Here is a 9,362-nt window from a genome sequence, read left to right on the forward strand (position 1 = left end):
TTGGTGTTTAAGATTTTACATCTTTATAAGTTAGCATAATCAACGTTATAAAAAACCATTTGTATTATTTAAAAAACAATTTTTTTGTTTTTAGTAACTTTTTAGGAACGAAATTTTTTTAATCTTCCTCTTATATCTCTACTCAATTTGTTCAGTTCTTCATCGTTACACAGTTCTTCACCATAGAATTTGCTGAATGTAAATAACCTTATAACTTCTTGGTAGCCTTCTTCAGTATTCTCATCAAGTAATTTTAGATAACCTTGAAAATTTCTAATTGCTTTTTTCTTCACAGCTTCAAAGTCTTCATCTTCAGAAACTGAATAATTGACTGGTCGCCACTCTTTGACGATTTGAATTGTGTCATTCCAAAATTCCATTTTATCTCACTTTTCAATGATTATTTTACTCTGGATTGAAAACGAGAATTTTTCCAACGGACTATAGATACCTTTTATCTCCACTATTTTATTCTTATATCCTTCGAATATCTCTTCCACCTGCTGATTAGTATAATCATAATTAGGTTTATAAGCAGTATTTGCTATTGAGTTCATTGTCCCAAATACTTTACTAACTCTTGATTCAGCAATTTCTCTAAAATTATCGTTTTTTTCAATCTCCAATTTAGGAGATAAAAAATGAAATGAGGATGATAAATTACGTTTTTTTTCATAAAATTCTGTTCTTGAATTTGAATATTCTAAAAAAAATTTTTTTATTTCATTTCCTTTATCTAATAATTTTAAAAATAACTCATTAACTTCTTCATCACTATATTCATAATATCTTTTATTTGATAAATTTCCTATTAGTGACAATGTTTTATAAACTTGTGTCATTCTTCTTTCCACTACAATAACAAAATTATTTGCTTTATCTACTGTTGTCATATTGTTCCTCCATCTAACCATTATAGCATCGCAAATCTTTTTTGTCTATTTTTTTAAAATAAACGGTCTATTTAAAAATATTAGACAAAAAGACCGTATTTTTCTTGACATAGTGGATACGATATGCTAAGATATCATCAACAGGTAAATAATTACCTCAAACACCGTGTAGAAAGGAAAATTTGTCATGACCCCAGAAGAACAAATGGCATTAGAGTATTTTTATGAAGAGATGGACGCCTATTATTGTGAAGAAGAACAAGGAGAGATTTTTGATTGATACGAGAATTAAATCATATCTATAGTTTCTCAGGATAATTGGAAACTATATTTGCAAGATACTACATTTATACACAAAACACAAAAAGGAGAAGATAAATAAATATTGCAAGAGCCTCACCCAGAGTAGAGACTAATTGAAACAATAATACATATATTAATTTTGAAAGGAAATATTGTTATGAATTCAAAAAAAATAGTTCCAAAAACTAAAACTCATACCTTTGACGATGTTATCGAACAAGGGTATTGTCATAGGCTATCAAGATATGTTCCTGATGCAGTTGTTGGAGGTTCCTACAAATATGATTCAACAGATGCATTACCATATGCGAAAAAACTTAAAAATACACTATATGGGCAAAATTTATCTGTTAAGTATGTAGCAAGTTTGTTGGATATGTGGGATAGAGCATGTCAGTTATTTCATACGGTAACAGGGACATGCTTAGCGGATGACATCTTTACCTCAAAGAAAATTTATAGTGAATTGTATTTTTACAATACTAATACTTCTGATTTTATTACAGATGAGATTATTGAACTTGTTAAAGAAAAACATCGTTCATATTCTAGAAAAGCTGATGAAGATAGCATTTTATCAGTTGAACATGAGTTTGAGATTAACCCTGACATCTATTATTATGTTCTAGGCAAATTGGGTTGGAAAAGAGTAAAACACAATTACCTAGTTAAGGCTCTTGCAGGGGCATTATCTTAGTTTAATCTAGGGGAGTATTCCTCCCCTTTTATATCTTAAAAAAGAAAGGAATTGCGTCATGAAGAATCTCTATAAATATCTTTTTTATTTGTTCTTTATTGGATTTGGTTGCACATTATATTATGTGCTTCTTTTAAAAAATGTCTATTCTCCTATCTTTGAAGCTATTGCAATATTGATGGGTATTACGATGATTATCTTTTTGATGATTTTTATAGATATGGCTTCCCCTGCTGGAGAGGAGAGAAAACATGAGAATGTTGAATCAAAGAATCTCGGTGATGAATAAGTATCCGTACTTTATTCGTCCTCGAAATATTAAAATTGTTAGACTAGCTATTCAAATTTTTACCCTTTTACTTCTCATGTGTTCATGGATTGCTACAATCCCATTTATTGCACGTCTAGTCTTTTCCATGTTTTTTATAAGTCTTCTTTTTTTCGTAGAGAAGTTCTTTCGTTCTAATTTTATAGCAAAATTGAGAAACAAGCTCAATATCAGAGAAGCATTGTTTTATATGTTAGTTAGTTTGGCTCTTTATGATGAAAGTGATAATGAAGTAGTAGATACAGCAGTTCTATATTTTGACGTTTCTAAGGATAACAAAGTTATTGTCTGTGTCCCATTATTTGGCAACCGTTATCTGAAAACCTTGAAAAATTTAGAGGAATATCTATGCCCCACTTTGGGCTTGTCCTTGCTGTCTAAAAAAGAAGAAATCGATAAAATAGTATACGTGTTAGGGAAGATAGAAGAAATTGAACAATACGTTTTTAATACTAATACATTAACTAGGGAGTTTTTTAAGGATATTCCTAGTCCAATAATCAAGCTATCAAATACCCAACAATTCTCTCTGAAATCGAATACTAATATCGGTATATATGGACGAACAGGGACAGGAAAAACAATAGCCCTACAATGGTACTTATTTAATGCACTGGCTAAAGGTTGTGGAACTGTTGACGGTACTTACTTAGGCATTGTAGACGGAAAAGGGGCAGACTTATATGCCCTTGGCAAGCTTCTTGAAGAAGAATTGGGCAAAAGTGTTTCCGTAGGTTCTTCTCCTACTTCACTTGCAAAGCTATCAAGACAGTTTGTGGAGATGATGAATGAACGTTTTGAGGTTATCAAGCAGAACAGTTCTCTAAATGCTGATGCATATGATTTGGGGATGACACCGAATTTCCTGTTTATTGATGAGCTCGCTTCTATTCGTGATAGTTGTGGCTCTAGCAAACAAGGTAAAGAGTTATGGAACGAAATTTTGCAAAATTTGGGTTTGATTGCTCGCAAAGGACGCCAGGCAGGTTTTCACCTCTGCCTTAGTACCCAAGACCCTAATGCAGACAATATTCCTGTGGAGTTGCGCCTCCAAATATCAAGTGTTTTGTATCTCTCGAATATTGGTATAGACCGGTTAAAAATGGCATTTTCTATGTGTGAACTTGAGAATGTACCTACTGTATCAGACAGGAAAGGGGAAGCTCTATTTTTCGCTGATGGAATAAATTCGGTTGAGCCTGTGCTAACAATTGTGCCATTTGTTGATTTAAAAACTAAACAAGAATTTTTACAGGTAGTTAGAAATATACTGCCAAACTACTAATAACGGTATTTTTCTCTGTTGGAATAGGAATTCTTTTCAATAGAGAAAAAGAGCCAACCGACTGCATTGCAGGAGGTAAGAAAGAAAGGACTTTATCATGAAATTAAATGATTTTTTGAAACCCGAACTACTAGGCAATCGCTTCTTTGCCGTGAAAGGGTATACAGAAGTATTAGACAGAGAGACTAATAAACCCGTAGCTTTACGACTTAATGTGTCAATTCAAGATGAGAATTCTGATTTCTTTATGGAGATGATACAAGTCAAAATAAATACATTATCGCCTACTGCTTCTGTTCAAGAGATGGCGAACAACAAAACTTGTCCTGTTAGTCTTAAAGATTTAAACGTAGGGCAATTCAATGGAAATTTGTGGTTCGCTTGTTCTGATGTTTTACCTGTAACAAAATAGTTAAGTTTAGATAATATATAAAGGAGTTTTACAATGCAAACTTTTAGCTACGATGATTTTAAGAATGAAAAGGGGATTGTTTCATTTTCTGAAGCGGAACAAATCTATTCTTGTCTTCTTAATTCCTCTAATCAACTTGATAAAGAATTTCAAGAAGAATGGACTACATTTGTACTTCTATGCGTAGAGTATGCCTCTGCACGTGGTAAATGGCTCACACTCTCAAGAGAAGAGAAACTTGCCAATGATGAATCTAGAACTGTTACTCACAATAAAGTTATTTATCAACTAAAGATTTTAAAAGGTTTAGCAAGTGAACAGGGCAATGATGTTGCTTGGTTTGAACAATTTAACGATGACAGAAAACGTATTGGCGACTTTGCTTACTATGTAGCTTATATCTATGCCTTAAATGCTCGATAGACAATTAGAGGATATTATAGCTATATATTACTCTATGTCTGATATTCATGGAAATTATTAAATAACATCTTAAGAATAATTAATTCTATTTATCTATCACCGAAACAATGTGCTATAACTTAATTCGATTCTTAGACTAATATCAAAAATAAAGAGGGGAATATATATGAAGACGTTATTAATTGGTGATTTACACTTAAAATCGCAACTGATTTTACCCATTGTTGACAAAATTATCCAAACACATAATATTAAGAGAATCATTTTTCTTGGTGATTACGTTGATTTACATGGTCAAACTAACAATATCCAACTTTATGCCAAAGACCTCACTTTTTTATACTCTTGGAAAATAGATAAAGAGCAAAACGGAATAGATGTAATTAATCTTATAGGTAATCATGATGCTTATTATTTACTGGGAGAACAAGCGCCTTTCTCAATTCAAAACCTAGAGGTCTTTTTCGCAGTTAAAGAATTGTTGCAGGATTTGAAATTACAAGTAGCTTATCAACTAGATGATTATTTAGTCAGTCACGCTGGTTTCAATCTGATATTTGACCCAAAAGAATGGCATTTTAACCTCTATACCAAAGAGCATGAAGAAGAATTAGATATTCTAGCTTATACAATAGGACCAATGCGTGGTGGGAAAGCTCTTGGGGGTCTCCTTTATGGGCACATTTTAGAGAATTAGAACTGCTTCCCAACCAAGACTTTCCTAAACAAATTGTTGGGCATACCCCTAAAGAATCTATTGATATTTCTAAAAATGTTATTGGTATAGATACTTTTTCATTATATATTGACAAAGATAATAAATATCAATTTATTGGTAATGGAGATTTACTCGTTTATGACCAAGGACATTTTGAGGTCATTTCAACAGACTGGGCAACAGACAAAATATTAAAACAATTACCACGACTATAAATTTAATAGCTACTTCTCATCATGTACCTAAGCAAAACTGCCGACAAGCAGTCGGCAAGCTGGAAGTGTGTTTAGCGGAGCGGTGCTTAGGATCACATGATAGAAGTAGGGAGGAGCTTTGCTCCTCCTAGTTTATTTATTATATAGACAATCTTTTGGCGAAAGCTATAATAAGGGTGCATTTTTTTATGAGTAATTATAATAAAAAAATCATTCGCACCGCTTCCTATATCGAAATTTGGGAATATGAAAAGCCAATTTTTTCAAAAGGAAAATCAACTATAGATACTAATGCTGAAAACAAGGAAAAATCAAAACGTAGAACATTTGACGAACTAACACCAGAAGAACAAGAAAAACGTCTGGAGCGAATGAAAAAAACTCGCTTAGAAGCAAAGTGGAACTTACTCCGTCTAGTCGATTGTAACTTTGATGATACGACTTCTTTTCTTACCTTAACCACTAAAGAAAATATCAGCGAGAGAAACGAATTCAAAGACTTACTCAAAACATTTATCAAACGCTTTAACTATCACATATTTAAAACTAAAAAAAGCCAATTAAAATATATTGCAGTATTAGAAAAGCAAAAACGTGGAGCATGGCATGCTCATATTCTACTTTTCAGTGTTCCCTATATTCCACATAAGCAATTATTAGAACTTTGGGGGCATGGTGCAGTATGGATAAATAAAGTTGACGTCGACAGCAAAGAAAATCGCGGTCGATATGTCACAAAGTATTTTGAAAAAGGTATTGGACAAGAATTGTTGGAAAACTTCGGAAAGCAAGCCTATTTTTCATCACGCAACTTGAAAAAGCCTGATGAAGATAAATTTTACACTTATGAAGATTTTAACTATGATAGTTCAGTCGTGCTATATGAAACGGAATACACTAGTAAGGTCTATAAAGACGGTCAGTATTTCGATAATCATGTAAAGTACAAGAAAATAAGACTAGATGAATAAAGGAGTAAGTCACATGATAGCAACTGTTACTAAGAATGACCTAATTGCCCTCGGTTTCTCTGAGGGAACATCTAAACGTATTATCCGCCAAGGGAAAGAGCTACTGATAACCCGAGGCTTTACAGTCTATCAGAACAAGCGAATTGGTACTATACCTGCTACTATTGCTACCGAATTACTCGGTTTTGATGTTCAAAACAGTACCCTCAAGGAGTAAAATATGGCAATTAGAAAAGGTAAAGACGGTAATTGGGTAGTTGATATTAGCAACGGTTTTGACCCAATAACACTAAAGCAACGTAGACTTGTCAGAAAGGGCTATAAGACGAAAAAAGAAGCTATTGAAGCAGAACACTACTTACGAAGTGTAGAGTTAAAAGAACGCTTCTATGGGGCTAAAATAACTATCCCCATACTATATGAACTACTTAAGGAAGAAGATAGCATAAATCATCGAAAAGCAAGCTATATCAATACACAAGATAATAATTACAACAAACACATCAAAGATTATTTTTCTATGGTCGATAATGTCGGAAAATTGACCTATGATGACATCTACCAGTTTAGAGAACATCTTAGGCAAAAAGCGGCTAAAAATTCAGATAGACCGTTAAGCACAAATACTATTAACAAAATCATGATTTTACTCAAAAAAATTTTTGATGTTGGTTTGCGAAAAGGCTATTACTCCTCCAATCCAGCAAAATTGATAAAAAAGTTGCCAATTGAAAAAACAAAAATGCAATTTTGGACAGTCAAAGAATTTCAGAAGTTTTTGACACTATTTGAACCCGAAGAATACAATATCAAACTACTCTTTACTGTTCTATTCTTTACAGGATTAAGACTTGGGGAAGCTCTTGCCCTAACATGGCAAGACATCGACTTTTCAAGTAATACAATTCATATCACGAAATCTGTCTATGTTAATAAAGGAGTAACTCATATCAGCACAACAAAAACTAAAGCAGGAACAAGAAGAATTGTCATCAATAAAAAATTAAGCCAAGAATTACAAGATTGGGAAAAGCAACAAAAACATCTATTAGAGCAATTTACCAACAATAGCCTAACATTACAAGTGTTTCAAAATAGTCCTATCACAATTACAAAAAATGCAGTTGAAAAACAATATAAGAAAATACTTGAACGTGATAGCACACTAAAACAGATACGCATACACGATTTTAGGCACTCACACGCTTCCCTGCTGATTAACCAAGGGGAAGATTATCTAGTTGTAAAAGAGCGACTAGGACATGCTTCTATAACAACCACGATTGATACCTACTCTCACTTGTACCCAAGTAAGCAAAAGGATTTAGCTGATAAACTAGATGATTTACTATAAAGTAATTGAGTTTTATAAATGGAAAGTTTATAATTAAATCATGGATACATCACAAGCAATAAAAGCACATGAAGTAGCTAAAAAAGCACACTTTGGACAAATTGATAGAGCAGGAATTGACTACATTAAACACCCTGAAACAGTAGCTAGTTTTGTCGCAACTGATGAAGAGAAAGCTGTCGCCTATCTACATGATGTAATTGAAGATACTTCACTAACCCTACTAGACCTAAAAAAGGAAGGTTTTTCAAAAAACATTATAGAAGCCGTCGATATACTTACAAAGAAAAAAGGACAAGATTATCAATCTTATCTCAATCTAGTAAAGACAAATGAACTTGCTAGAGTTGTAAAGTTGGCGGATTTACGGCATAATTCAGATTTAAGCAGACTACCATTAATTACTGAAAAAGACTTAGAGAGAAATAAGAAATACAGTTCTGCTATTAGATTTTTAAAAACAAAGAAAAAAAGTTAGTAACTAAACTATAAAAATTTATAAAGAGAAAACAAAAGACAAGGCTTATAAACTTTGTCTTTATTACTATACTGGCGGTCGGTCTCGAACTGGTACATCCTTGCGATACTACAATTTTATTAAAATAAATAACTATAAAAAGTGAAATTTTTTATTGAGAAACTTTTAGACTAGGAGTATAATGTATCTAAAATAACTATTAGGTGGCTGTTATATGAATAATGATGTTACTACACTAATTTCTGTTCAATTTAGTCAAGAGTTAAATTCTTTATTAAATGCTATTGTTGAAGAAAATAATACAACAAAGACTGACTTTATTAGACAAGCTATTATAGAGAAAATTGAAGATATGTATGATATTAAGGTCGCTGATGAAGCTTATAAAAAATGGGTTGAATGTGACAAAAAAACTTTCTCACATGAAGAAATGATGAGACGCTATGGCTAAAATATACGCAATATCTGATATACATGGATACTTGGATAAATTCATAGACGCTCTCAATAAAGTAAATTTAAACGTTCAAGATAATCGCCTATTTTTACTAGGAGATTATCTTGATAATGGACTTCAATCTTTTCAAGTCATTTCCAAAATAATCGAACTTGAGGAGGTTTATCCTAATCAAATTATTACTCTTCTAGGGAACCATGAAGAATGGTTTTATGATTGGTTGATTTTAGATAAGCCTACTGCTTCAGCATTTCCAGAAACAATAAAAAGCTTCTTCTCTCCAGAGGAATTGAACTATATTTTTAAATCGAATGCTAACAACTTTGAAACAGGTGTTAGAAATGAAATTAAAAATAATATCAAATTCAACCCATTTATAAACTGGTTTAAAAAACGATATAGGGATGAACGCTATTATGAAACTGAAACCCAAATTTTTGTCCATGCTGGCATTGATGAAGAAGCAGGAAAGCTTTGGAAAGAACTAACGAGTTCAGAGATATTTACAAACAAATTTCCTATTACCACTGGTAGATTTCATAAAGCTATTATTTCGGGCCATATTGCTTCTTGGGAAGTAGCTAAAGATAGAAGATACCTAGGTAAGATTTACTATGATAGTAAAAGTCATTACTTTATTGATGGAGATGTAACGAATAGCAAAACAATACCTGTTCTTTACTATGATACAATTACCCAAAAATATCACTTTCTATAACTTTTAATCATGTGCTTTTATATGAAATTAGTAATTATTAGTAACAATTCCAATAAATTTCTTATGACATAACAAAAAGACAAGGTTTCTAACCCTTGTCTTTTCTACTA

At 32.2% G+C, this 9,362-nt stretch carries 14 protein-coding genes; 12 read left to right on the plus strand and 2 right to left on the minus strand.

All coding sequences use genetic code 11. The features are described from left to right. Positions 1–101: 101 nt before the first annotated feature. Entirely contained in the window at positions 102–380 is a 279-nt protein-coding gene (locus WKI42_RS08165) for a hypothetical protein (RefSeq protein WP_173276810.1), read from the minus strand. A gap of 6 nt (positions 381–386) precedes the next feature. After that, a complete protein-coding gene (locus tag WKI42_RS08170; protein ID WP_173254950.1) occupies positions 387–893 on the minus strand; it encodes a hypothetical protein in 507 nt (168 codons plus the stop codon). A gap of 460 nt (positions 894–1,353) precedes the next feature. On the opposite strand from WKI42_RS08170, the gene WKI42_RS08175 reads away from it, so the two are divergent. The 12 genes from WKI42_RS08175 to WKI42_RS08230 all read left to right on the plus strand — a co-directional run bounded on the left by WKI42_RS08175 (position 1,354) and on the right by WKI42_RS08230 (position 9,252). Continuing rightward, the gene (locus tag WKI42_RS08175; protein WP_001086132.1) at positions 1,354–1,893 is read left to right on the plus strand and encodes a hypothetical protein; all 540 of its coding nucleotides are present in this window, start codon (positions 1,354–1,356) and stop codon (positions 1,891–1,893) included. Between the two features lie 58 nt (positions 1,894–1,951). Further along, entirely contained in the window at positions 1,952–2,182 is a 231-nt protein-coding gene (locus WKI42_RS08180; RefSeq protein WP_000794049.1) for a hypothetical protein, read from the plus strand. Next, positions 2,145–3,506: an FtsK/SpoIIIE domain-containing protein gene (locus WKI42_RS08185; RefSeq protein ID WP_173276809.1), complete on the plus strand. Its 1,362-nt coding sequence runs from the start codon at positions 2,145–2,147 to the stop codon at positions 3,504–3,506. The genes WKI42_RS08180 and WKI42_RS08185 overlap by 38 nt, the downstream gene beginning before the upstream one ends. Before the next feature lie 97 nt (positions 3,507–3,603). Beyond that, positions 3,604–3,918: a hypothetical protein gene (locus tag WKI42_RS08190; protein ID WP_000772805.1), complete on the plus strand. Its 315-nt coding sequence runs from the start codon at positions 3,604–3,606 to the stop codon at positions 3,916–3,918. 33 nt (positions 3,919–3,951) lie between these two features. Further along, positions 3,952–4,341, plus strand: a complete 390-nt coding sequence (locus tag WKI42_RS08195; protein WP_368081656.1) for a hypothetical protein — start codon at positions 3,952–3,954, stop codon at positions 4,339–4,341. Between the two features lie 166 nt (positions 4,342–4,507). Continuing rightward, positions 4,508–5,038 carry a metallophosphoesterase gene (locus tag WKI42_RS08200; RefSeq protein WP_368081657.1) on the plus strand — a complete coding sequence of 177 codons (531 nt, stop codon included), beginning with the start codon at positions 4,508–4,510 and terminating at the stop codon, positions 5,036–5,038. A gap of 424 nt (positions 5,039–5,462) precedes the next feature. Further along, positions 5,463–6,245, plus strand: a complete 783-nt coding sequence (locus tag WKI42_RS08205) for a rolling circle replication-associated protein (RefSeq protein ID WP_173276808.1) — start codon at positions 5,463–5,465, stop codon at positions 6,243–6,245. Positions 6,246–6,258: 13 nt separating this feature from the next. Then, the gene (locus tag WKI42_RS08210) at positions 6,259–6,462 is read left to right on the plus strand and encodes a DUF3173 domain-containing protein (protein ID WP_001858113.1); all 204 of its coding nucleotides are present in this window, start codon (positions 6,259–6,261) and stop codon (positions 6,460–6,462) included. Between the two features lie 3 nt (positions 6,463–6,465). Beyond that, the gene (locus WKI42_RS08215) at positions 6,466–7,599 is read left to right on the plus strand and encodes a tyrosine-type recombinase/integrase (protein WP_173276807.1); all 1,134 of its coding nucleotides are present in this window, start codon (positions 6,466–6,468) and stop codon (positions 7,597–7,599) included. 40 nt (positions 7,600–7,639) lie between these two features. After that, positions 7,640–8,077 (plus strand): GTP pyrophosphokinase, encoded by a 438-nt coding sequence (locus WKI42_RS08220; RefSeq protein ID WP_173276806.1) that lies wholly within the window; start codon positions 7,640–7,642, stop codon positions 8,075–8,077. Between the two features lie 214 nt (positions 8,078–8,291). Beyond that, positions 8,292–8,528, plus strand: coding sequence for a type II toxin-antitoxin system RelB family antitoxin (gene relB, locus WKI42_RS08225; protein WP_173276805.1), 237 nt, complete (start codon positions 8,292–8,294; stop codon positions 8,526–8,528). Further along, positions 8,521–9,252: a metallophosphoesterase gene (locus WKI42_RS08230; protein WP_173276804.1), complete on the plus strand. Its 732-nt coding sequence runs from the start codon at positions 8,521–8,523 to the stop codon at positions 9,250–9,252. Before relB ends, WKI42_RS08230 begins: the two co-directional genes overlap by 8 nt. Positions 9,253–9,362 lie beyond the last annotated feature (110 nt).

The organism is Streptococcus pseudopneumoniae, assembly GCF_038148935.1.
Lineage (GTDB): Bacteria > Bacillota > Bacilli > Lactobacillales > Streptococcaceae > Streptococcus > Streptococcus pseudopneumoniae_U.